Genomic DNA, 22,426 nt, shown 5'->3' with positions numbered 1-22,426 from the left:
GGGGTGGGATACCCAATCGGGCCATTGCTGCGCTCGGCCCTCGAATACCTAGTCTTCCCTTGCAGGAAAGATGAATCTAGGACTTGACTGTGTCCGGTCTCAGGAAGTACTTAGACCCTCTCGGCAACCCATCCCTGAACAGATTGCAACGCCTGTGGCAAGCCGCTGGCATCGGTTCCGCCAGCCATGGCCATATCAGGTTTGCCACCGCCCTTGCCGCCGACTTGCTGCGCCACAAAGTTGACGAGTTCTCCGGCCTTGACCTTGCCCACGCTGTCCGCTGTGACGCCTGCTGCCAACTGGACTTTGGTACCGTCCACAGCAGCCAGCACAATGACCGCAGACTTAAGCTTGTCCTTGAGCTTGTCCATGGTCTCGCGCAAGGTCTTCGCGTCCGCACCTTCCAACTTGGCGGCCAGAACCTTGATGCCGTTGATATCAACGGCCTGCGTGAGAAGTTCATCTCCCTGGGACGACGCCAGTTTGCCTTTGAGCTGGGAAATTTCCTTCTCAAGCGCTTTGACCTGATCGAGGACTTGCCCAAGACGACCCTGCACTTCTGAGGGCGGGGCCTTCAACGTGGCCGCCACGCTTTGCAGCGTAGATTCCAGGCCCTGCAAGTAAGCCAACGCATTGGCGCCAGTGATGGCCTCAATGCGGCGAACGCCGGCTGCCACACCGCCTTCGCTGACGATCTTGAACAGGCCGATGTCACCGGTGCGCGCCACGTGGGTGCCACCGCACAGTTCGCGGCTGCTGCCAATATCCAGCACGCGGACGCTTTCACCGTATTTCTCACCGAACAGCATCATGGCGCCGGTTTTTTGCGCGCTTTCTATGTCCATCACGCGCGCCTGCGTTGCGGCGTTGGCCAGGATCTCTTCGTTCACGCGGCGTTCGATTTCGACAACTTGCTCCGGCGTGACCGCCGAATTGTGAGCAAAGTCGAAGCGTGTCTTGTCTGCATCGACCAGCGAGCCCTTTTGTTGCACGTGGGCACCCAGCACCTCGCGGAGAGCCTTGTGCATCAGGTGGGTCACGCTGTGGTTGCGCATGGTAGACGCGCGGCGCTGCTCATCTACCCGCGCATCGATTGCATCACCCACTTTGAGCGCGCCCTGGGTCATGACACCATGGTGACCATAGACGTCGGCACGGATCTTCAGGGTGTCTTGCACGCCGAACTCGACGCCCTCTCCGACCAGTACGCCCTGGTCACCCACTTGACCGCCGGATTCAGCGTAGAAAGGCGTGGAGTCCAGCACGACGATGCCGCTCTGGCCTTCTTTGAGTTCGTTGGCTGGCGTGCCGTCCACATACAGGGCCACGATCTTGCTGCTGTGCGAGAGTTCGTCGTACCCAGTGAAAGCATTGGACGTGCCACTGTATTCAACGGCCTTGTCCATCTTGAATTTGCCCGCAGCCCGGCCTGCTGCCTTCTGGCGCTCCATGGCGGCGTCAAAACCAGCCACATCCACGGTGACGTCGCGCTCACGGCAGACGTCTTGCGTCAGATCGAGCGGGAAGCCATAGGTGTCGTGAAGCTTGAAGGCCACCTCGCCCGGCAGCGACTTCTGGCCGTTCGCCAGCGCGACATCCAGAATTTCCATGCCGTTGGCCAGTGTCTCGAAAAAGCGCTCTTCCTCGGCCTTCAGGACCTCGCCTACACGCTGCTCATCGGCGGCCAGGCGGGGATACGCCTCACCCATGAGCTGAACCAGATCAGGCACCAGTTTGTGGAAGAAAGGCTTTTTCTGCCCTAACTTGTAACCGTGTCGAATGGCACGGCGAATGATGCGTCGCTGTACATAGCCGCGCCCCTCATTGCTGGGAATGACCCCATCACTGACCAAAAACGCCGTGGCGCGCGCATGGTCTGCAATGACTTTGAGCGACGGATTGGTCAGGTCTTCACACCCGGTTGCACGCGCTGCGGACTTGATGAGTGCGTCAAAGAGGTCGATCTCGTAGTTGCTGTGCACGTGCTGCAAGATGGCAGCCAGGCGCTCCAGGCCCATGCCGGTGTCTACACACGGTGCGGGCAATGGAGTCAGGCTTCCATCGTCATGCATTTCAAACTGCATGAACACATGGTTCCAAATCTCGATGAAGCGGTCGCCATCTTCATCGGGCGATCCGGGCGGGCCACCTGGAATTTCCGGGCCATGGTCGTAGAAGATTTCGCTGCAAGGGCCGCAGGGGCCGGTGTCAGCCATCATCCAGAAGTTGTCGCTCTTGTAGCGTCCGCCTTTGTTGTCGCCAATGCGGATCACGCGCTCTGGCGGCAGACCGATGATTTCGGTCCAAATACCGTAGGCTTCGTCATCTTCTGCATAGACGGTGGCCAGCAAGCGTTCGGCGGGCAGGCCAAACACCTTGGTCAGCAGCTCCCAGCCCCACTCTATGCTTTCTCTCTTGAAGTAGTCGCCGAAAGACCAGTTACCCAGCATCTCGAAAAACGTGTGGTGGCGCGCGGTGTAGCCTACGTTTTCCAGATCGTTGTGCTTCCCGCCGGCACGTAAGCAGGCTTGCACACTGGTGGCTCGTACATAGGGCCGCTTGTCGGTGCCCAGGAAAACATCCTTGAACTGCACCATGCCGCTGTTGGTGAACATCAGCGTGGGGTCATTGCCCGGCACCAGCGGGCTGCTCTGCACGACGGCGTGGCCTTTGCTCTCGAAGAAATCCAGAAAAGTCTTGCGAATCTCAGCGACAGAAATGGGAGGACGATTTGTTTTCATATTATTTGACCGACTCAAGCACGGTCACAAGCGTCAACAGTTTTTCTTGCCACGGGGAAAAACCGTGACAAGGTGAAAAACCTCGGGCTTTCTGGGGAGTTAGGTTGAATCAGGCAAATTTTAGCTGTTTCACCCTCAGGGAGCCCTGCTCGCCCTCAGGAACGCTAACTTGCGCCGAAAAGTGCACAGTGAGGGGGCCATCAATGGAAATCCCGACTGGTGGTTGATTCCGCCAGGCGTCCCAGTAAATGGGTCAGGTCATACATATGTTGGGCGATCAGATGCCGCACAAGACCTCCGCTGCCCGCGTCTTTCTGCCATTCACCCTCCACCGCCAGCAAACGCGAGCGCAGCAGGGCGTTTCGTTGATCCTCATCGATACGGGCGCTTTTCCAGACAATGACATTCACCGGGCCGGTTTCGTCTTCCAGCGTCACGAAGATCGTTCCCTTGGCCGTGCTGGGCTGCTGCCGCCCAATAACCAGGCCACAAGCAGTGACACGACGCCCATGCGGCAATTCACTCAGCTGAGCAGCACTTTGTATGCCCCGCCGAGCCAACCGCTCACGCAGCAAGGCCAATGGGTGCTTGCGCAACGTCAGGCCTAATGTGGCGTAGTCATGGACGATTTCCTCACCTTCGACTGCCGCAGCCAGGGACAGCACCGCCTCTTGCACCGGCGCCTCACGCAGCAAACCTGGCGCACGCCGCTCAGCAGAAGCCTGCCAGACCTGCTGGCGGCGATGCCCACTGAGGGAGCACAAAGCGTCGGCAGAGGCCAAGACATTGATGTCTTTAGACTCCAGGTCGGCGCGCAGGCATAGATCGTTCACACTGGCAAAGGGTGAGGATTTTCTCGATTCCATCACCCGCTTGGCCGCCTCCTGGACAAGTCCTTTGACCAGCCGCAGGCCCAAGCGAACCCGGGGACGCGAATCAGAACCAGGAGGGAAACCCTCCAGCGTGCAGTCCCAGTCACTGACCGTGACATCGGGCGGCAACACCACGACATCGTGCCTGCGTGCATCTTGGATCAGCTGCGAAGGGCCGTAAAACCCCATGGGCTGGGAATTGATCATGGCCGCCAGGAATGCTTCAGGTTCATGGCATTTGAGCCAGCTGCTTTGGTAGGCAATCAGCGCAAAACTGTAGGCATGGCTTTCAGGGAAACCATATTCACCAAATCCTTCTATCTGCTTGAAGATGCGTTCGGCATACTCTTGCCGATAGCCGTTTGCCAACATGCCGGCGATCAGCTTTTCACGGTGCGGCCCCAGGCCACCTTTTCTTTTCCAGGCGGCCATGTCCCGGCGCAGCCGGTCGGCATCTTCAGCACTGTAGTTACCCGCGAGCATGGACAATTCCATGACCTGCTCCTGAAAAATAGGAATTCCCAGCGTGCGCGCCAGTGCCTTGCCCAGGCGGGGCTGGCTGCCCGGATCGTTGGGACTCTCAAGATCGAGGGGTGGGTCTTTGGAAGAGCGTTCGTATTCAATGGGCAGACCTTGCCTGCGCCGCTCACGCGCCTTGAGATAAGGATGAACCATACCGCCGGTGATAGGCCCGGGCCGCACAATGGCCACCTGCACCACCAGATCGTAAAAAGTGTCGGGCCTCAACCGAGGCAACATCGACATCTGTGCGCGGCTTTCGATCTGAAAAGTGCCCACCGTATCGGCCATCTGAATCATCTTGTAGGTTTTCGGGCACTCCGGCTGAATATCCGAGCAGCTAAAAGTCTTGCCACGCCGGGCAGAAACCATCTCCAGACAACGTCGCACCGCTGTCAGCATGCCCAGCGCCAGCACGTCGACCTTCATCATGCTCAGGGCTTCCAGGTCGTCCTTGTCCCACTGGATGACCTGGCGCTTTTCCATGGCGGCCGGCTCTAAGGGCACCAGGCGGTGCAAGGGGGTTTCAGTCAAAACGAATCCGCCTACGTGCTGGCTTAGATGCCTGGGGGCACCACGCAACTGGTTGGTCAACTCCAGCCATAAGGCAGCCAGCTCTGGGGTCAAGGTGGCGCCCACATCCTGAGCCAGTGCACTTAGCCGGTGGGCTGCAAGGTCGGTGTCGAACCAGTGGTGGTCCTTGGCAAAAACGTCGATCAGCCGCTCATCAATGCCCAGCGCCTTGCCTACATCGCGCAGCGCGCTGCGCCTGCGGTAGCAAATGACCGTGGCGGAGAGTGCAGCGCGGTCACGACCGTATTTTTCATAGATGTATTGAATGACGTCTTCGCGTCTCTCGTGCTCGAAATCGACATCAATATCAGGGGGTTCATGGCGTCGTTGTCTACTGATGAATCGCGCCAGCAGAGGGTGGGACACACGGGGATCAGCCTCTGTAATTCCAAGGCAATAGCACACCACGGAATTGGCAGCCGAGCCACGCCCTTGGCACAAAATGCCCATGCGGCGCGCTTCACGCACGATGTCATGCACAGTGAGAAAGAACATCTCATAGTTGCAATCGGCGATGAGTTCCAGCTCTGTGTCGATAAAGCCCTGGATTTTTGGTGGTGTTCCGTAAGGAAACCGCCAAGCCGCCCCTTCTTGAGTAAGGCGCGCCAGGGTCTCTGTAGCGGTCAGCCCCTCAATAACGCTTTCCTTCGGGTAGTTGTAGCAAACCTCGTTCAGCAAGAAATTACAGCGTTCAGCCACGGCCAAAGTGCGGGTCAAAAAATCTGGCGGGTACACCTGAGCCAACTGCATGCGAGGACGCAGGTGGCGCTCTGCATTGGGCTGCAATTCAAAACCACACTCATGAACAGGCTTGCCCAGATGGATAGCGGTCATCACATCGTGCAGCCGCTTGGCAGAACGCACATGCATATGCACGTCGCCCGCAGCGATCAAGGGGCAACCCGTGGCCTGGCTGAATTGCCGCATGAAAGACAACCACAGGGCATCATCGGCTCCGCCATTCAGTTCAACCAGCAAAGAGACACCAGAATCAGAAAGTGACCGTTCTTCTTGCTCGGACAAAAGTGAAGAAGCTTGGCCATGGGAAACGCTTTCAGCGCAGCGCCAGGGCGACCACAACAGTTCGCAATCGCCCAAGGCGGCCAATGTTTGCAAGAGCGAACCCATGCGGTACTGCCCCTTGATCGTGGCCCGGCGCGCATGGGTAATGGTCTCGCAAAGATTGCCCCAGCCATTCAAGTTGCGAGCCAACGCCACTAAAGTCCCCAGCCCTTCAAAACGAAACTCGCTGCCGTAAACCAGACGCATGGGTTGCGACATACCCAGCGCAAGACGAGCAGCCCGGATTCGCCCTAACTCTTCGTCATAGGCATCGCTACCCGTTTCGCACAACCCGAGCTCTTTCCAAGCCCGCACCACACCAGCAACCGAACATTCATCAGTAATCGCCAGCGCCTCATACCCCAGCGCCCAAGCACGCCGCACGAGGCTCTCAGGGCTGGAAGCGCCACGCTGAAAGCTGAAGTGCGTCAGGCAATGAAGCTCCGCGTAGCCAGGCAGCTCTGTCTCAGCCAACGGGGCAGACGCAGCACTCCGCCTTGAAGCTTCGCGTCGACGCTCTGGTAGCCGGAGAATGGTGGCGGTGCTCATGATATTTTTAGAGGCTTAGCGTGCTGTAGTGGCGAGCAGCCCTGGGCGGGCGGCCCCCTCACCCTGCCCTCTCCCGCATGCGGGAGAGGGGGCAAAAACCCAAGGGCCGCGGAGCAGGCCATAAAGGTGCCACCGCGGAACGGGCTCCGCCCGGCCGCCAGTGGCGTCCCCCTGGGGGGCGCCCGGCGTAGGGGAAGGCGCGTAAGCGCCTCAGGGGGGTCATGAATACATTCCTTGAAGAAACCAGCGAGGTTCATTTCCCCCATGGTGAGAGCTGGCTCGCTCGCGGTACACCCACAGCAACTCAGCCCCCGGGTTCTGGGCTATGTAGTAATCACGCGCGGCAGGTACGCCCTGCCCCTGCATGGCAGTCCCCCACCAGCCGGTCTCCACTCGGCGCGGCCCCGTCAGTAAACGCAAGCCACCTCGGTAGTAGGGCTGGTCGCCCCGCACTTCCAGCGACAGGGGTTCACGCAGCAGCCAGGTGGGCGCCAGGGCATCAGGCAGGTAGGGAGCGCTGCCTTTGTCTGAAGGAGAGTAAAAACCAGAGGGCGGTGGCGGTCGTTTGGTCTCTTTCGTCTCTGCGTTTTTCACGCCAAGGCTTCTGCCGATGGCGGCCGGTATCCGACCACCTGAACCCCGGCCTTGACGCGTATGAAGGCCGCCTGAACCAGCAGTCACTCCTACGGCTTCGCTCCATTCTTGCGCGCATTCGGGCCTGTGATCGGCACGCATGGCAGGAGACAGTACCTGAGCAGCCCCCAGGCGCGCACTGACACGTTCAAGAAAGGCGTGCATTGGCTCTCCGTTGCGCTGGTCTTCAGGCAAAAAGCTGGTAGTGCCCCCAGACCATGGCGCGGTCTCCAGAGAACGCAAGCGCAAATGCACGGCGGGCGCCATCAGCTTCACCTGGGCCAGGCGCTCAGCCAGCAAACGCCTCAAATGTTCCATGGACTGAGCGGGCTCTGCCGTGCGGATGATGAGCGACTGATTCGGTGGCAATGGCCTGCCGTCCAGGCGTTTCAGGTCCAGATCCCAGATCAATTCGAAAGCCAGCACCCCAAGCTGTCGCGCGCGCAGCCAGATCTGCAAGGCTGCCAGCAAACGGTTGGACGACCACATGAGGGCCTGTGCGTTTTCTACTCGGGCAGCCAGCTCCAATGACTGGTCAAAGAGGTCAGGCAGCTCAAGCCAGCGGTACCCCTCAGGTGCCGAGCCCCACGCCATATCAAGTGCAGCGCGCAGTTCGGCCCCAAAACGCCGCACCAAGGGTCCGCGCGGCAGCGCAACCACATCGCCCCAGGTACGGCAACCCAGGCGCGCCAGCAGATCGAGGTGCGGGCGTGCAGCCGTCAATGCAGCAAGCGGTAATGCGCCAATGCCTCCAGTGGGTAACGGCAGGCCAGCAACACGCAGGCGCAAACGCGCCAGTGCGCCAATGCCGCTGGTGGCTTGGGCCAGTCGCATCTGGCCGGGTGCAGGGTTGGATTCAAGCATCCGGTTCAACAGGGCTTGCCGCCCACCCCAGAGCCGCAGGCTGGCCGACACTTCCAGAAGCAAAGCTTCGTCTACCCAGGCCACGCGGGGAGTGAATCCCAGCGCCCACCAGCCTAATGCCTCATGCATGGGCAGTGCTTCCGCTCCACTGCCGGCGCCTTCAGGCGGCCACTGCAACGCGATCCAGTGCATGGAAGCCTCCTGATGAGTCTGCGGCGACTGGAATGATCAGCCTTGCAGGGGTGAGTGACTGTGCGAGTGGTAGTGATAGCGGTAATGGGGACGCAGGCTGATTCGCCACAAAGGGCAGTACCTCAGCGCCCGCGTTTTCGCTCGCGCCTTGCCGGTATTCCTGCGATTTCTGCGCAGCCTGGACCGCGGCCAGCAGGGCCCGCATTCCATCGCTCTGGGCGCTCAGGAACAGAGGCTCCATCAAGGGAGGTCCACGTCGCTTGAGAATATGCACTTGCAAGCTTGGCTCGGCACCCTGTTCTACCCGGGTGCTTCGAACCACCAGACGTATGCGGGCGGGGGAGGCAGAGGCCGCCGCGCTCTCTGGCCGCAACACAAAGAGCAGGCTTTCAACCCGCCGTGCAGCCGCACCTTGCAAGCGCCGGAGATCGGCTGCACGGACACCAGGCAACCAGGCCATGACGGCCCCGACGTCAGCGCAGTGCAGAGCCTGCTCTGCAGCCCATAAGGAAGCAGCGGCCGTTTCACCACGAATCCATAGAACAGACTGAGCCGCCAGACCTGCTGCTATCAATGCGGGCATGAAAGGCTCATGCGGTGGATGAACCAGCGCCACAGCTTCTCCGTGGGTTTGCCAGTGCGTAGCCAGTGCGGGCAACAGAAGATGCCATACAGGCGCATCCAGTGCGGGCTGAAGCAGCTCGGTCATGGCCCCTAAGGGCCAGCCACCTCCAGGTAGTTCTGCGTCTAGCCGAGAGTGGCCTGTGGCGACCGTACGCAAGGCTCCGCTCGACAATTCATCGGCGTGCCAGACGCCGGGCAGGTCAGTTTGAGAAAGTGAAAAAGCGCCCATGATTTAAACTTCAATACTGCGTTTTTATACAGTATTTTTGATTGTCTGGGAAGCCAAACTTCAGACTTGTAACAAGCCAGGTGCTTGATTGAACGCAAAAATCTCCACCCTCTTGCCCCTCAGCCTCTTGTGAGACTTGGGTACTCAGATGCGTCACAATCTCGACCATGACCACGCCGATTGACCGCCCCATCCGCCAGCAGTACGAAGACTTCATGCGCCATGTCAATGAACATGGCGTGTTCAAGGCTGACCGCACCGGCACGGGCACCAAAAGCGTGTTTGGCCATCAGATGCGTTTTGATCTGAGCGAAGGCTTTCCCCTGGTCACCACCAAGAAGGTTCACCTGAAAAGCATCATCAATGAGCTGCTCTGGTTCCTGCGCGGAGATGGCAATGCACGCTGGCTGCAAGAGCGCGGCGTGACCATCTGGGACGAATGGGCTAACCCGGAGACCGGAGACCTTGGTCCTGTGTATGGGGTGCAATGGCGCTCTTGGCCCAAGCCGGATGGCGGGCACATAGACCAGATTGCCCAGGTCATGGAAACGCTCAAGAAGAACCCGGATTCACGCCGCATCATCGTCAGCAGCTGGAACGTGGCAGAACTGGACAAGATGGCCCTGATGCCTTGCCACGCCTTCTTCCAGTTCTATGTGGCCAACGGAAAACTCAGTTGCCAGCTTTACCAACGCAGCGCAGATATCTTTTTGGGCGTGCCATTCAATATCGCCAGCTATGCCTTGCTGACGCACATGATGGCCCAGCAGTGCGGCCTGGAGGTGGGTGACTTCATCTGGACCGGCGGGGATTGCCACATCTATTCCAACCATGAAGAACAGGTAAAAGAGCAGCTTTCACGCCAGCCCTTCCCCTATCCCACACTGGTTATCCGCCGCAAGCCCGCTTCGATCTTCGACTACGAGTACGAAGACTTTGAAGTTCAAGGCTATCAGCACCACGCAGCCATCAAGGCGCCAGTGGCCGTGTAATTGCCACCCCTGAATGAGTTCGCCTGCATCCGGCAAGCCGCTTCAAGTCCTGCTTCAAGAGGCCTCTGCACATCTTCAGCAGCGTTCGTTCAGTTCTGCCCAGGCGCTGCTGGACGAAGCTGCTCGCCTGGAGCCGCAGGTGCGCGACGTGCGAATGCTGCAGGCCATTTTGGCTGTGCAGACGCGTCAGGCTGAAAAAGCCGAACAGATTTTCAAAGGCCTTTTGCAAGACAACCCTTCAGATGTCGATGCGCTGGCCAATCTGGGCTATTTGCTGCTACAGGCCGAGCGCACGAAAGAAGCCCGCGAGCTGCTTGAACGCGCTGTTCGTCTTCAGCCCCGCCATGCCGGGCTGCACCTGAATCTGGGGGTAGCCCTGGAGGCTCTCGGCCACACGCCAGAAGCCCTGCAAAGTTACCAACGCAGCCTGGCGCTCGACCCGCGCGATGCTCAGACCCACTATGCAGCAGGCAAGCTGCTGCAGCGTGGGCAGGATTACCAGGCTGCATTTGCCAGTTATCAGCGCGCCTTGTCGCTCAACCCTTCCCATAGTGAGGCATTGAGCAACCTCCTGTTCACACACCACTATCTTGAAGACTTCAGCCCCTTGATCAACAGCGCCTGGGCTCGGCGCTTTGCACCACCTGCCAGCGCGGCGCACGAACGCACGGCTTCAAGAGGTTTGCTCAAGCCGCCGCTGAAGGTCGGCTTTGTATCTGCCGATCTGCGACAGCACCCTGTAGGCTACTTCCTCGAAGCCGTTCTTCGGGAACTCGATCGCTCACGCCTGTCGCTGTTCGCCTATAGCAACAACATTTTTGAAGATGAGGTGTCCGCCAGACTAAAACCTCATTTTGCGCAATGGCACGTCATAGAGTCTCTCAATGATCAAGATGCTTCGGCACTGATCCAGCAGGACGAGATAGATGTACTGATTGATCTTTCTGGCTATACGGCCGGCCACCGCCAAAGCCTGTTCTCTTTGCGGCCCGCGCCACTGCAGCTGTCCTGGCTGGGCTATTTTTCCACGACTGGCCAGTCTGCCATGGACTACGTGCTGGCAGACCCGGTGAGCGTTCCGCCTCAAGAAGAGAACCTGTTCTCAGAACGGGTGTGGCGCATGCCTGTCATCCGCTATTGCTTCACGCCACCAGAAAATGCACCAGAGGTCGCTCGCTCGCCAGCGGCCGAACGCGGCCAAATCACCTTTGGAAGCTTTCAGGCTCTTGAGAAGATCAATAACCGTGTGTTGCGCGCCTGGGCTGAAATTCTCAAGGGTGTTCCTGGGGCCAGGCTACGTATTCAGAGCAGCAAGTTTGACCATCCCTCGTCGCGCAGCGAGTTTGAACGCCGGTTGCTGGCATGCGGGTTGCCTTTGGAGCAGGTGCAGCTTGCGGCGGGCCAGAGCCGATCAGATTACCTGGCCGCCTACAAGGAAGTCGATCTGGTGCTGGACACCTTTCCCTACCCTGGAGGCACCACTACCGTAGAGGCGCTCTGGATGGGCGTGCCAACGCTCACGCTCGCGCTACCGGGCATGCTTGGACGGCAAGGCCAAAGCATCATGTCCGCCGCAGGTCTGCCCGACTGGGCAGTGACTACCGAGGCAGATTACGTGGCACGTGCCCTACATTGGGCGCAATCTGCCACCGGCCATCCGGTTGAATGGGCTGAGCTTCGCAAGAACCTCCGTGATCAGGTGCAAGCCAGCGCCCTGTTCAATGCCACCCAGTTTGCCCGCGATTTTGAACAAGCCCTTGAGGGCATGTGGCAAGACACATCAGGCTCGCGCGGCTCTGCGCCGCAGCCACTCAACGCAACCCCAACACCGAAAACACCATGACATCGAAAATCGGCCTGATCTACGCACGTGCGCGCAATGGCGTCATTGGCAAGAACGGCGTCATGCCTTGGCACTTACCGGAAGATCTGGCGCACTTCAAACGCGTCACACTGAATCATCCCGTCATCATGGGGCGCAAAACCTGGGATTCGCTTCCCCCGCGTTTCCGCCCTCTGCCCGGCCGAACCAATATCGTGATCACACGACAATCCGACTGGCATGATCCAGGTGCCACACGCGTTGCCAGTCTGCAAGAAGCCTTGCAAACATGTGGAGATGCGCCTGAAGTCTGGGTCATTGGTGGTGCCCAGATATATGCCCAGGCCATTGACCTGGCACATGAGGTGGTGGTCACCGAGATTGATGCCGACTTCGAAGGCGATGCCTATGCGCCATCGCTCGACAGCTCCTGGCAAGCAGTGGAACGCAATGAACTGACCTCCGCCAGCGGCCTGGGTTTGAGTTTTATCACCTATAGAAAGTCGGCTTCCGACGTTTGAGGGCGTCATACCGTTGCGCCAGGAAGCTGCCTGACTTGGATCGCCGAAAGCGAATGGGCCCCAGCGAGGACAGTTCTTTCGAGTAAGCTCGGCGGCCCCAGGTGAACGGGCCGCTTCGCGAAGCCTGTTAAGGAATCACAATGGCCGTATCGGTCTTTACTCTGTCCAGCGCCACCAGCGTCCTGAAGTACACCACCAGTTCGTTTTCCGCGAAAAGGCGGCGGGTCAAGCCTTCGTAGGTGGGCATATTGGGGGCAATGATGATCAAAATGAAACTCATCCCACCTGTGACGTAAAAGCACTGCTGCACTTCCGGTGTATTGCGAAAGAGCTCCCTTGCAAGATCGGAAGTGCTTGCACGTTCGTCCCTCAGCTGCACTTCCACAATAGCGGTGATGGTGGCGGACACTGCATCAGGGTTCACCACCGCAACATTGGCTGCAATGACACCAGACTTTTCCATGGCGGCAATGCGCCGCTGAACTGCTGCAGTAGAAAGGCTGACCGATTCTGCAATCACCCGTTGCGGCGTCTTGTTATCGCGCTGGATGATGTCCAGAATGGCTCTGTCGTAGCGATCCAGGACAAATAGCGAATTAGTCATTTTCTTCGGCATAACTGAGAAATTCTCTCTTTTTTGAAAAAAGATAGAGTCAATTTATAGCACTGAAACGAGTAAATTACTCGCCATGATGACCCTCCCCATTTCTCGAAGCCACCACAGCGGACTCTGGATCGGCGTAGCCTGTGGCATGGGGGCAGGTGCGTTTTGGGGTTTGGTGTTTCTCGCTCCGGAATTGGTCGGTGAATTCAGCCCGCTGCAAATTGCCATCGGGCGGTATCTCAGTTATGGCTTGATTGCCGCTGCACTGCTGGCTCCTCGCTGGCGCTCAATCGTGGCTCATGTCCCGCGCCGACAGTGGTGGAACCTGATGTGGCTCGCCTTTGCAGGCAATACGCTGTATTACATTTTCCTGGCCAATGCCGTGCAGATTGGTGGAATCGCCATGACTTCACTGGTGATTGGCTTTCTGCCTGTTGTGGTCACCATTGTCGGTAGCCGCGAAGATGGCGCTGTGGCCTTGCGCAAGCTGGCCCCCTCGTTGCTGCTGTGCGCTCTTGGCGCCATCTGCATTGGCTGGCAGGCCGTCGCCGGGCCCAGCGCCGCATCGCCCGCCCAACAATTGACCGGCCTTCTATGCGCCATAGCCGCCTTGGCCTTGTGGTCAGCCTATGCCATTGGCAACGCGCGCTGTCTCGCAAAGCTCGATCGCGTTTCATCTCATGACTGGAGCTTGCTGACGGGCGTGGTCACCGGCGCTCAAAGCTTGCTCTTGATACCCTTTGCCCTGGCATTCAACAAAGCAGACCATTCCATCAACGCGTGGCTATTGTTTGGAGCCGTGTCGGTGGGTATCGCAGTTTTAGCGTCCATCGCCGGCAATGGCTTGTGGAACCGTGCCAGCCGCTTGCTTCCGTTGACGCTAGTGGGCCAAATGATCTTGTTTGAAACGCTTTTCGCACTGCTATACGGTTTCATGTGGGAGCGCCGCCTGCCCACCTGGTTGGAAGTTGCTGCCCTGATCTGCGTCGTGCTCAGCGTTCTTACCTGTCTTGCCGCCCACCGCAAGCCTGTGCCCATGGAGCCGGCAGCGTAACGTCTCAGGCGGCCAAGAGCTCTTAAACCGGCACACTTTCTTCCTTCAGCACACGCAGCACGAAGCTGGATTTGCTGTGCCGGATACCCGGAATCTTGTAGAGCTTTTCGCGCAGCAGGCGCTCATAGTCACGGGTGTCGCGCACCGCGATACGGATGTAGTAGTCGTAGTCGCCTGAGACCAGGTAGGCCTCCAACACTTCCGGAATAGTGGCCAGAACCTGGCCGAACGCGTACAGCGTGTCTTCCGTGTGGCTTTCCAGATTGAGTTGCACGATGACGGTGTCCCGATACCCCAGGCTCGCCGGATCCACCTCTATGGTGTAGCGCTTGATCACGCCTTCTGATTCAAGGCGCTTGATCCGGCTCCAGCAACTGGTGGTGGACAGACCCACTTCCTGCCCAATTTCTTGCAGAGTGCGGCGAGCGTCCTGGAGGAGGATGCGCAAAATGCTCAGATCCGTCTTATCAAAAATCTTTTCTTCTTTTGATGAATTCATAGAAATATTTTCCGGTTCATTGCCAAGATCACTGAAAATCTCGAAGCCAATTCTGCCTGATAACCTGAAAAATTGAGGCCATGAACTCCTCTTCCGTATTTGATTGTCAGGCTACTGCCTCCCACAAGGCACTGAGTGCCAGCCCGCAGGCGCATCGCAACGGCGCACAAGCTTTGCTGGAAACGCTCATTGAGTGCGGCGTGGACACCCTTTTCGGCTACCCCGGCGGTGCGGCGCTGCCCTTGTATGACGCCTTGCATGGCGAACCCCGGCTGCGGCACATACTGGTTCGGCATGAGCAAGCGGCCGTTCACGCAGCCGAAGGCTATGCGCGCAGTACCGGCAAAGTAGGTGTGGTCCTCGTCACCTCCGGTCCGGGCGTTGGCAACACCATCACGGGATTGCTAGACGCCATGAGCGACTCCGTTCCAGTCCTTTGCATCAGTGGACAAGTCGCCACCTCCGTGATCGGCACACAGGCTTTTCAGGAGAGCGATGCTCTGGGCATGTCTCGCCCAGTAACCAAATGGAATTTTCAACCACGCAAGGCGGAAGATATCGTAGGCGCCGTGCGTCGGGCGCTGGCCATTGCATCTGAAGGGCGGCCCGGCCCGGTGCTGCTGGATATCCCCAAAGATGTCCAACTGGCCCCAGCAGGCCCCTCTGTCCCAGCCCCGTCGCTGGCCAGCACACGGCCCGCACGTCTGCCGCTCGCCAATCTCCAGCGAGCCGCCCAACTGATAGCCGAGGCCAAACGACCTGTGTTCTACGGCGGTGGTGGCCTTATTAACGCTGGCACTGCTGCTTGCGAAGCCTTCACAAAACTGGTTCGCGAAGTCGGGGGGCCTTGCACGCTCACCCTCATGGGTCTGGGTGCTTTCCCCGCATCAGACCCGCAGTTTCTTGGGATGTTGGGCATGCACGGCACGCTGGAGGCCAACCTGGCGATGCACGAGGCTGACCTCGTCATCAACGTGGGTGCACGCTTTGACGACCGAATCACCGGCAAGCTTGATCAATTTTGTCCATACGCCCGCAAAATCCACATCGATATCGACCCCAGTTCCATCAATCGAACTGTCAACGTGGATGTCCCCATAGTCGGTGACTGCGGCGAGGTACTGAACGCCCTGTTGGCCCTGCCCCATCTTCGCGGCTTGAATCCCACCAGGCTGTCGCCCTGGTGGGAGTGTGTGGCCCGTTGGCGTTCCCAGCGTTGCCTGGATTTCCTTCCTGACGCCACATTCATCCTGCCTCAACAACTGATGAGCACGCTGAATGCCAAGATCGCAGGGCGCCAGGCCATCGTTTCCACCGATGTGGGCCAACATCAAATGTGGGCCGCCCAATACCTGCAGTTTGAGCAACCACAGCGGTGGCTGACCTCAGGCGGTGCTGGCACCATGGGCTACGGCCTGCCCGCCGCCATCGGTGCACAGATTGCCCACCCGGACGCTCTGGTCGTCTGCGTCAGCGGAGATGCATCGGTCTTGATGAATATTCAGGAGCTCTCTACCGCCATCCAGCATGCCACGCCAGTGAAGCTGGTTCTCTCCAATAACGGCTACATGGGCATGGTGCGGCAATGGCAGGAATTGATTCACGGCAACCGCTTGTCTCACAGCTGGAACGCCGCATTGCCTGACTTCGTGGCCTTGGCCAAAGCCTTCGGCTGGGGCGCATTGAGCGTCAGCGATCCGGCAAAACTGGACGACGCCTTGGCGCAATGCCTGGAGTATGACGGTCCGTTCTTTCTGGATGTCAGAGTCGCTGCGCAGGAAAACTGTTTTCCAATGATTCCTGCCGGCGCTGGCCATCATCGAGTGATGTTAGGAAAAGACCGATGGTATGACGACAAAGCAAACGGCTGTGAAACAAGCTCAACCGTGCTCCCAGCCACCGCCTGACGAACTCAGAAGGTATGAACGAATCCGGCGCGCTCAATGGGGCCGTCAAAAGCCGCCCGGTCAAGGCGAGCATGAGGGATTCGTTCACACCTTCTTAGTGCCCCACGTTACGGATAAGCACCGATTCGAACCTGTAATGCTCAGCAGGAAAAACGCTGAGCGACAGCAAAAGTAGCTTGCCCTCACGCCCCAAATACCAACGCCTGGAGCTCACCGCTGCAGAGCCCTCCGCTTGTTTGAGCATCTCTGCCTGCGTGGCATCCAGCAAGCATGCGCCAATTTCCTGGCGAATGGTCTGGATTTCGTCTCCGTGAGTCTCTGCTATGAATTGGGCGAGCGAGCTACGCAGCTTGGCCAGTTGGCCCACTGACGGAGTCAGCAACGCTGGCACATAGTGGACGCTGGTCAAGAGCTTGCTTCCGTTTGCAGCCTTTCGCAAGGCATGAAGCCGGGAAAAGCGTTGGCCTTCTGGAATTTTCAGCTCCTGTGCCTGCTCGGGCGTGACTGTAAATATCGTCTTCTCCAAGAGCTTGAAGGACACGCCCTGGGTGAAGTAGAGCACCTCATCAATGCTGCCGCCGGCATGAGCGAACACCGGCCGGCTCAGTGTCTGTGAGAGCACCTTGGTGCCAATCCCGGCCCGGCGAGAAACAGCGCCGCCTATCTCCAGCTCCTTCAGGGCCGCGCGCGCCGTAATACGGCTGATGTTGAACTGTTCACACAACTGGGCCTCCGAAGGCAGTAGATCACCTTGGCGGTAAGTGCCTTCCTGGATCTGCTGCAGCAGATGCTCGGCCAGCCGCATGTACTGCGACCCGGCGTGGCGCTTAGTCATGCGCGATCATCCTGGCAATGACCGTTGGAGGCTCTTGCCCCCAGCAAGCGGGAGCAAGCCAGGCAGCTGAAATTAGTGTGCATCCGAAATTTACAAGGTTATCAAGCGGTCACAACCGCCTCCACGATCATAAGACCCCTTCTGTCCGCAATGCCGCGATCTCTTCGGCATCGAAACCGCATTCGAGCAAAACATCATCTGTGTGCTCACCGAGCATGGGCGCCATGTTCTTAGGCTCACCATCGGATTTTGAAGAAGACAGCGGATTGCGAACAAGGCGCACTTCCTCCCCTTCATCACTGCGAACAGTCATGATACGTTGCCGATCATGCACATAGTCGCTCTCAAGCGCATCGTCCATAGACAATACGGGTGAAGCAGGTACCTGACCGCCAAAGATCGCCATCCATTCGCCAGTGGTTCGTGCGGATAGCGCGTGATCAATCAGCTCGGTCAATTCATTGCGGTGTTCCCAGCGACTCGGAAAGTCCTGGTAGCGAGGGTCTTTCGTCCATTCCGGACGCTCTATGCACTTGCATAGAGCGGCCCAGAATTTCTCTTTGTTGCACATCAGGTAGATCCAGCCGTCAGCGGTTTTGTAAAGCTGACACGGCACCAGCGAAGGGTGCGCAGAGCGGGCCTGCCTGTGCGTGGTCGCACCCGCATTCAAATACCAGGCGGCGAGGTAGTTCAGGTTATGAAGCGCCACATCGAAGAGCGAGACATCTACGTCGCTGCCAGTCCCACTGCTGCGGGCATTCAAGACCCCGCTGACCAGACCGAGCGACATCACCACGCCCGTCATGTAATCGATCATGGACAAGCCCATGCGTGACGGAGGCCCGTCTGGCTCTCCCGTCAAGCTGAAGTACCCCGCCTCAGCCTGCATCAGATAGTCGTAGCCAGGCCATTTGGCGCGGGGGCCTTCTCGCCCATAACCACTAAGGTGCGCGCACACAATCTTCGGATTCGCACTGGAAAGATCAGCATAGGTGATGCCAAGCTTGGCCGGCACATCGCCGCGGAGATTGTTGAGCACCGCATCGCTCTTGGCAACAAGCCTTTTGAACACGTCCCGCCCGCGCTCAGTTCTCAAATCAAGCGCAATGCTTTTCTTATCCGTATTAAGGCTATGGAAAAACAGGCTCTGCGCAGTTTCCGGCAGCTTGGGATTGAAATGCGGGCCCACTTGGCGAGAGACGTCTCCCCCTTCACCCGGCTGTTCGATCTTGATCACTTCCGCACCCAATGCAGCCAGGTATTCCGTCGCGAACGGCCCTGCTCCGTACTGCTCAATCGAAAGAACGCGAACCCCTCGCAGCAACGCCATTGGTTTTCCTTGCAAGCTCAAATGCCATAATGATATGATATTTAAGACAATATGATGAGACAAACTTGAAAGGGTTGACATGCAGCGACGCAGCTTCTTGCTTTCTGGAGCCGCCGTGGCTCCATGGGTATTCAACACATCCCCTGCCCTGGCGCAGTCTGCCTACCCAAGCCGCCCCGTCCGCATCCTGATTCCGTTTGCCGCTGGCCAAGGTTCCGACATTCTGGCCCGCGCATTAAGTGAGCACCTCACCACCCTTTGGAGCCAACCGGTCATCGTAGAGAACAAGGCAGGCGCCAACGGTGCGTTGGCTGCTCAGGAACTTGCCGGATCCGCCGCAGATGGCCACACGCTGCTTCTGACCTCCAACTCCCCCATCGTGGTGAATCCGGTTCTCTACAAGAGCCTCAGATACGACGTGGAGCGTGATTTCCATCCCATCGCCCTGCTCTCCACCACCCCATTGGCTTTGGTAGCCAATGCAGCACAGCCTTACAAAACCGTTCCTGAGCTACTGGCTTATGCAAAAGCCAACCCTGGGAAGCTGAGTTACGCGAGCATAGGCGCCGGCTCCACCAGCCACATGTGCATGGAAGCTTTCAAGCAGATCACCGGGCTTGATGCCGTCCATGTACCCTACAAAGGTAGCGCACCCGCACTGGCCGACGTCATGGCGGGACATGTGCACATCATGATTGACGGTCTGCCCAGCGCACTGGCCGCTCACAAGAGTGGCAAGACGCGCGCGCTCGCCATTACCGGCCCTAAAGAATCAAGTTTCATGCCGGGAACGCCCACATTCGACTCCCTGGGCATCAAGGGCGTTCCAGCCGGAGGCTGGTATGGCTTGATTGCCCCTGCGCGAACCGATGCAGCCGTACTGGACAAGCTATACAAGGACTTCACGTCCATCATGAAACGCCCGGATGTGGATGCCAAGCTGCGCTCCCTGAATCTGGAGCCAGCGCCCACGATGACATCCGCCCAATTTCATGAAATGATCCGCAAGGAAACGGCCATGTGGGAAGGCACTGCCAAGAAGCTTGGGCTGTACAAATCGGAGTAACCGAGCCTCTCAAACTTCCGCTCCCAAACCGCCCCCTTCAGATAGCTGCCCATGAACTCCAGCGAACTCGACCTTACGGAAAATTTCCTCAAACACCTGCCGGCCTATGAGACAGTCAGATGCTACCGGGCAGCCGATCATGTTGTGGGCGTCGAACTCGCCCGGCCAGATTCAGCCAACGCGCTGAACACGCAGATGGGCCATGATTTACTGGATGTCTGGACGCGCCTGACCGCTGAGCCGCTGGCGGCTCGCTGCGTCCTACTTGGAGCCAGTGGAACCAAGATTTTCTGCGCTGGCGGAGATCTGAAAGAGCGCAACGGAATGACTCGGGCTCAGTGGATACAGCAGCACGAGCTGTTCGAGCGCATGTTCTGGACCCTGGTAGATCTGCCGCAGCCCGTCATTGCTGCAGTGAACGGGCACGCGTTCGGTGGCGGGCTGGAAATGGCGCTTTGCTGCGACTTCATCTATGCCGGAAGCCATGTGCGCTTCGGGCTGCCAGAAGTGGGTCTTGGCATCATGCCCGGAGGCGGAGGCACACAAAATTTGCCCCGTGCCGTGGGAGAAAGGCGAGCAAAGGAAATCCTTCTCAGTGGAGCCCCCTTCGATGCGGAAAAAGCCTTGCGCTGGGGTTTGGTCAATGAAGTCTTCTCGCAAGAAGAACTTCCATCGGAAGCCTTGCAGATTGCCAGTCGCATTGCTGGCAATGCCCCCCTCTCGACCCGGCAGATCAAGAAGTCCGTCCGTTATGGGACTCAGATGGAGCTTCGCACTGCGTACCGCTTCGAAATCGAGGCTTACAACCACCTGATTGATACCGAAGACCGCATGGAAGGCGTACTGGCTTTCAACGAAAAGCGTGCACCACGATTCAAGGGCGTCTAAGGCTGTCCTCTACATAGCCCCACTATCGTAGCCACGTGGAGCGACCAAGCTGTAAAGTTGCGCCATGACCAAGACCACGGCTGAACTTCGCACGCTTTACCCCTCCATCGAACCCTACGAGACTGGACATCTCGACGTAGGTGATGGACATGTCATTTACTACGAACGCGTGGGCACTCCCGGAGCCAAACCGGCGGTGTTCCTGCACGGAGGACCAGGCGGAGGCATTTCACCGGAGCACAGGAGGGTCTTTGACCCGGCGCGGTATGACGTCGTCCTGTTCGATCAGCGTGGATGTGGGCGCTCTACTCCCCACGCTGGCCTTGAAGCCAATACGACTTGGCATCTGGTGTCCGACATAGAAACGCTGCGCCAACTCGCCGGGGTAGAAAAATGGTTGGTATTTGGCGGTTCGTGGGGATCTACCCTGGCACTGGCCTATGCACAGAAGCACCCGGAGCGGGTAAGCGCCCTGGTGTTGCGCGGCATCTATACCGTGACCCCGGCGGAGCTCTCCTGGTATTACCAATTCGGAGTTTCAGAGATGTTCCCGGACAAGTGGGAGCGTTTTCAGGCGCCTATCCCGCCAGAGGAGCGCGGCAACATGATGGCAGCCTATCGCAAAATCCTGACCGGCCCGGACAAAGCCAAACAGATAGAAGCCGCCAAAGCCTGGAGCCTGTGGGAAGGTGAGACCATCACCTTGCTACCCGATCCATCATTCACTGCAACGCACGGAGATGACCACTTTGCGCTGGCCTTCGCCCGGTTGGAAAATCATTATTTCGTGCATGGCGCCTGGCTGGAGGAAGGACAACTGCTGCGAGATGCGCACCGGCTGCATGGCATTCCGGGAGTGATCGTTCATGGGCGCTACGACATGCCCTGCCCTGCTCGCTATGCCTATGCACTGCACAAGGCCTGGCCTGAGGCGGAATTTCACCTGATCGAAGGTGCCGGGCATGCGTGGTCCGAGCCGGGCATTCGGGATCAGCTCATCCGGGCGACAGATAGATTCGCTCAAGAATAAGCCAAGAAAAGCCGGTGGGTCGTAGACGCACCGGAAGTGGCTTTTGCTTGAATTTTCACGCCCCGAAGATCAGCCCATTTCAGCTCGTTGCGCCGGGTATGGGTTTTGGCAAAAACACTCGCCCAAAGTTCATTAGTGCCATGCCCACGATCGCCATCACGCCCCCGGCTAGCAGTGACATGGTGAGTGACTCACCCAGCCACAATCCGGAAAACAACATGCCAAATAGGGGCACCAGCGCCATGTAGGCTGCAGCTGCGCCAGCACCCAGAACTTTGACACCGTGCAAATACCAGGCATACGCCAAGGCTGTACTCCCAAATGCCAGAGCCATCAGGCTAAGCCACACGGTTGTTGAAGCGCTTGGAAGAGTCTTCCAAGCGGCTGGCCCTTCCACGATCATGCTCGCGATGAACAGAAAAATGGCGCCAATCGCCGCAGTAATAGCCGTGGTCGTGAGCGAATCAACTGTGACAAGGACTTTGCGCCCGATCAAGGTGTAGCCCACCCAACAGGCTGCGCAACCGAGCAGCAACAGCTCCCCGGCACCGGAAAGGCCGGGTTGCATCAGAGCAAGCGAACCATCGGTCAGTGCGTAAAGCGCGCCAGTCACAGCCAGCACCAGTCCGAGCCCCATGATCCAGTTCACCGCCTCGCGAAACAGCAACACCGCAAATATCAAAGTCAAGACGGGGTTGAGCGCCACCACCATGGCCGCCTTGCCGGCTGGCACTTTTTGCAGCGCAAACAGGAAGAAGCTTGCATATCCCAGCACGCCGACCGCCGACGCAGCGGTCAGTCCCCACCATTGACGCACGCGCAGGCCACGCAAAGTGTGCATGCGTCCGCTGCCCTTGAGCCAGAGCAAGAGCACCACACTGGCAAAAACAAAGCGCAGGCAGGCTGCAGCCAAGGGTGGCATGGCTTGGGCCACGACACGCCCCCAAGGCCAGGAAGCGCCCCATAAGGCGGCCATGCCGACCAATCCGAGGTGTGTGGAATATCGAGCAGAGATCATGG

Annotated in this window: 17 protein-coding genes; 8 read left to right on the top strand and 9 right to left on the bottom strand. The window is 58.5% G+C overall.

Annotation, left to right across the window (positions count from 1 at the left end; translation table 11 throughout):
* Window positions 1-110: 110 nt before the first annotated feature.
* The 4 genes from alaS to imuA form a co-directional block, all read right to left on the bottom strand.
* Entirely contained in the window at window positions 111-2,741 is a 2,631-nt protein-coding gene (gene alaS / locus ABIE13_RS01020) for an alanine--tRNA ligase (RefSeq protein ID WP_354440368.1), read from the bottom strand.
* A gap of 200 nt (window positions 2,742-2,941) precedes the next feature.
* Window positions 2,942-6,316, bottom strand: a complete 3,375-nt coding sequence (locus ABIE13_RS01015; RefSeq protein WP_354440367.1) for an error-prone DNA polymerase — start codon at window positions 6,314-6,316, stop codon at window positions 2,942-2,944.
* Between the two features lie 219 nt (window positions 6,317-6,535).
* A complete protein-coding gene (locus tag ABIE13_RS01010; RefSeq protein WP_354440365.1) occupies window positions 6,536-8,005 on the bottom strand; it encodes a Y-family DNA polymerase in 1,470 nt (489 codons plus the stop codon).
* Complete coding sequence (gene imuA / locus ABIE13_RS01005; protein WP_354440364.1) at window positions 7,974-8,858, bottom strand: translesion DNA synthesis-associated protein ImuA; 885 nt, start codon at window positions 8,856-8,858, stop codon at window positions 7,974-7,976. The genes ABIE13_RS01010 and imuA overlap by 32 nt, the downstream gene beginning before the upstream one ends.
* A 167-nt stretch (window positions 8,859-9,025) precedes the next feature.
* Here imuA and ABIE13_RS01000 point away from each other — a divergent pair, with 167 nt between their 5' ends.
* The 3 genes from ABIE13_RS01000 to ABIE13_RS00990 are packed head-to-tail and all read left to right on the top strand — an operon-like array spanning window position 9,026 to window position 12,193.
* Entirely contained in the window at window positions 9,026-9,850 is an 825-nt protein-coding gene (locus ABIE13_RS01000; RefSeq protein WP_354440362.1) for a thymidylate synthase, read from the top strand.
* A 13-nt stretch (window positions 9,851-9,863) separates the two neighbouring features.
* Window positions 9,864-11,693: an O-linked N-acetylglucosamine transferase family protein gene (locus tag ABIE13_RS00995; RefSeq protein WP_354440360.1), complete on the top strand. Its 1,830-nt coding sequence runs from the start codon at window positions 9,864-9,866 to the stop codon at window positions 11,691-11,693.
* Window positions 11,690-12,193, top strand: coding sequence for a dihydrofolate reductase (locus ABIE13_RS00990; RefSeq protein ID WP_354440359.1), 504 nt, complete (start codon window positions 11,690-11,692; stop codon window positions 12,191-12,193). The genes ABIE13_RS00995 and ABIE13_RS00990 overlap by 4 nt, the downstream gene beginning before the upstream one ends.
* Window positions 12,194-12,320: 127 nt before the next feature.
* On the opposite strand, the gene ABIE13_RS00985 is transcribed toward ABIE13_RS00990, so the two are convergent.
* Window positions 12,321-12,797 (bottom strand): Lrp/AsnC family transcriptional regulator, encoded by a 477-nt coding sequence (locus tag ABIE13_RS00985; protein ID WP_354440358.1) that lies wholly within the window; start codon window positions 12,795-12,797, stop codon window positions 12,321-12,323.
* A gap of 85 nt (window positions 12,798-12,882) precedes the next feature.
* On the opposite strand from ABIE13_RS00985, the gene ABIE13_RS00980 reads away from it, so the two are divergent.
* Entirely contained in the window at window positions 12,883-13,851 is a 969-nt protein-coding gene (locus ABIE13_RS00980; protein ID WP_354440357.1) for a DMT family transporter, read from the top strand.
* Window positions 13,852-13,873: 22 nt separating this feature from the next.
* Here the strand turns inward: ABIE13_RS00980 and ABIE13_RS00975 are convergent, their stop codons facing one another.
* Complete coding sequence (locus ABIE13_RS00975; protein WP_354440355.1) at window positions 13,874-14,350, bottom strand: Lrp/AsnC family transcriptional regulator; 477 nt, start codon at window positions 14,348-14,350, stop codon at window positions 13,874-13,876.
* 80 nt (window positions 14,351-14,430) lie between these two features.
* Between ABIE13_RS00975 and ilvB the strand changes: the two genes are divergently transcribed.
* The gene (gene ilvB / locus ABIE13_RS00970; RefSeq protein WP_354440354.1) at window positions 14,431-16,257 is read left to right on the top strand and encodes a biosynthetic-type acetolactate synthase large subunit; all 1,827 of its coding nucleotides are present in this window, start codon (window positions 14,431-14,433) and stop codon (window positions 16,255-16,257) included.
* A gap of 94 nt (window positions 16,258-16,351) precedes the next feature.
* On the opposite strand, the gene ABIE13_RS00965 is transcribed toward ilvB, so the two are convergent.
* Complete coding sequence (locus tag ABIE13_RS00965; protein ID WP_354440352.1) at window positions 16,352-17,092, bottom strand: GntR family transcriptional regulator; 741 nt, start codon at window positions 17,090-17,092, stop codon at window positions 16,352-16,354.
* A gap of 127 nt (window positions 17,093-17,219) precedes the next feature.
* Complete coding sequence (locus tag ABIE13_RS00960; protein WP_354440350.1) at window positions 17,220-18,422, bottom strand: CaiB/BaiF CoA transferase family protein; 1,203 nt, start codon at window positions 18,420-18,422, stop codon at window positions 17,220-17,222.
* A 79-nt stretch (window positions 18,423-18,501) separates the two neighbouring features.
* Here ABIE13_RS00960 and ABIE13_RS00955 point away from each other — a divergent pair, with 79 nt between their 5' ends.
* From ABIE13_RS00955 to pip, 3 genes are all read left to right on the top strand, one after another.
* Window positions 18,502-19,488, top strand: coding sequence for a Bug family tripartite tricarboxylate transporter substrate binding protein (locus ABIE13_RS00955; protein WP_354440348.1), 987 nt, complete (start codon window positions 18,502-18,504; stop codon window positions 19,486-19,488).
* 51 nt (window positions 19,489-19,539) lie between these two features.
* A complete protein-coding gene (locus ABIE13_RS00950) occupies window positions 19,540-20,376 on the top strand; it encodes an enoyl-CoA hydratase/isomerase family protein (RefSeq protein ID WP_354440347.1) in 837 nt (278 codons plus the stop codon).
* A gap of 64 nt (window positions 20,377-20,440) precedes the next feature.
* Window positions 20,441-21,406 carry a prolyl aminopeptidase gene (gene pip, locus ABIE13_RS00945; RefSeq protein WP_354440345.1) on the top strand — a complete coding sequence of 322 codons (966 nt, stop codon included), beginning with the start codon at window positions 20,441-20,443 and terminating at the stop codon, window positions 21,404-21,406.
* A 79-nt stretch (window positions 21,407-21,485) separates the two neighbouring features.
* On the opposite strand, the gene ABIE13_RS00940 is transcribed toward pip, so the two are convergent.
* Window positions 21,486-22,424 carry a DMT family transporter gene (locus ABIE13_RS00940; protein WP_354440343.1) on the bottom strand — a complete coding sequence of 313 codons (939 nt, stop codon included), beginning with the start codon at window positions 22,422-22,424 and terminating at the stop codon, window positions 21,486-21,488.
* Window positions 22,425-22,426: the final 2 nt, after the last annotated feature.

Origin of the sequence: Ottowia thiooxydans, assembly GCF_040548795.1 — a bacterium.
Lineage (GTDB): Bacteria > Pseudomonadota > Gammaproteobacteria > Burkholderiales > Burkholderiaceae_C > Ottowia > Ottowia thiooxydans_A.
This window is presented reverse-complemented; position numbering and strand designations above follow the sequence as displayed.

What these genes read in the sequence shown, in the direction of transcription:
- ABIE13_RS00950 (WP_354440347.1), top strand. Translation starts at nt 19,540, where the DNA reads ATGAACTCCAGCGAACTCGACCTTACGGAAAATTTCCTCAAACACCTG.
- ABIE13_RS00965 (WP_354440352.1), bottom strand. Translation starts at nt 17,092, where the DNA reads ATGACTAAGCGCCACGCCGGGTCGCAGTACATGCGGCTGGCCGAGCAT.
- ilvB (WP_354440354.1), top strand. Translation starts at nt 14,431, where the DNA reads ATGAACTCCTCTTCCGTATTTGATTGTCAGGCTACTGCCTCCCACAAG.
- ABIE13_RS01000 (WP_354440362.1), top strand. Translation starts at nt 9,026, where the DNA reads ATGACCACGCCGATTGACCGCCCCATCCGCCAGCAGTACGAAGACTTC.
- pip (WP_354440345.1), top strand. Translation starts at nt 20,441, where the DNA reads ATGACCAAGACCACGGCTGAACTTCGCACGCTTTACCCCTCCATCGAA.
- ABIE13_RS00960 (WP_354440350.1), bottom strand. Translation starts at nt 18,422, where the DNA reads ATGGCGTTGCTGCGAGGGGTTCGCGTTCTTTCGATTGAGCAGTACGGA.
- ABIE13_RS00990 (WP_354440359.1), top strand. Translation starts at nt 11,690, where the DNA reads ATGACATCGAAAATCGGCCTGATCTACGCACGTGCGCGCAATGGCGTC.
- ABIE13_RS00980 (WP_354440357.1), top strand. Translation starts at nt 12,883, where the DNA reads ATGATGACCCTCCCCATTTCTCGAAGCCACCACAGCGGACTCTGGATC.
- ABIE13_RS00985 (WP_354440358.1), bottom strand. Translation starts at nt 12,797, where the DNA reads ATGACTAATTCGCTATTTGTCCTGGATCGCTACGACAGAGCCATTCTG.
- ABIE13_RS00955 (WP_354440348.1), top strand. Translation starts at nt 18,502, where the DNA reads ATGCAGCGACGCAGCTTCTTGCTTTCTGGAGCCGCCGTGGCTCCATGG.
- ABIE13_RS01010 (WP_354440365.1), bottom strand. Translation starts at nt 8,005, where the DNA reads ATGCACTGGATCGCGTTGCAGTGGCCGCCTGAAGGCGCCGGCAGTGGA.
- alaS (WP_354440368.1), bottom strand. Translation starts at nt 2,741, where the DNA reads ATGAAAACAAATCGTCCTCCCATTTCTGTCGCTGAGATTCGCAAGACT.
- ABIE13_RS00995 (WP_354440360.1), top strand. Translation starts at nt 9,864, where the DNA reads ATGAGTTCGCCTGCATCCGGCAAGCCGCTTCAAGTCCTGCTTCAAGAG.
- imuA (WP_354440364.1), bottom strand. Translation starts at nt 8,858, where the DNA reads ATGGGCGCTTTTTCACTTTCTCAAACTGACCTGCCCGGCGTCTGGCAC.
- ABIE13_RS00975 (WP_354440355.1), bottom strand. Translation starts at nt 14,350, where the DNA reads ATGAATTCATCAAAAGAAGAAAAGATTTTTGATAAGACGGATCTGAGC.
- ABIE13_RS00940 (WP_354440343.1), bottom strand. Translation starts at nt 22,424, where the DNA reads ATGATCTCTGCTCGATATTCCACACACCTCGGATTGGTCGGCATGGCC.
- ABIE13_RS01015 (WP_354440367.1), bottom strand. Translation starts at nt 6,316, where the DNA reads ATGAGCACCGCCACCATTCTCCGGCTACCAGAGCGTCGACGCGAAGCT.